Origin of the sequence: Vibrio sp. 10N.222.49.C9 (assembly GCF_041474985.1) — a bacterium.
GTDB classification, from domain to species: domain Bacteria; phylum Pseudomonadota; class Gammaproteobacteria; order Enterobacterales; family Vibrionaceae; genus Vibrio; species Vibrio crassostreae_C.
On the sequence record NZ_JBFRVD010001610.1, the window covers coordinates 1 to 431 of the forward strand.

A 431-nucleotide genomic window follows, 5' to 3' on the forward strand; every position below is an offset into this window, starting at 1 on the left:
CAATGATAGAGGCTTGTGAGCTTGTCTTGATCTGATGAACATAAGACTGCCAAAGACCATATAGCTGATCCTTAGAAGGGATAGACTTTGCTTCAATGATGTCATTGATGGTTGCTACGTCTTGCTCAAGACCAATAGAGGCAACCGAACGCTCTTGTTCTAATTGAACATCTTTTGCAGATTGACGAACAACCCCAAAGATTTCACCTAAACTGCCGGTAGCTAAGGTCAATTCCTTCTCTTTTTCAGAAAGCTTTTGCTCATTTTCTTGAAATTGTGCGCTCAGCGAATCTATCGATTTATTGAGGTTGGCGCGCTGCTTAACCAAAGCATCATATTGGCTTTGAAGCTTTTTCTCTTGAGATGCAAACTCAGCTTCTCGTTGCTTATTGTGTTGCTGCTCGGTTGCTTTTGCTTTTGCCGTTTCATTC

1 pseudogene is annotated in these 431 nt (G+C 41.8%); it reads right to left on the bottom strand.

Annotated features, from left to right (window positions below):
• A pseudogene (locus AB4585_RS29490) lies at nt 1-431 on the bottom strand (flagellar motor protein MotA); the annotation flags it as partial.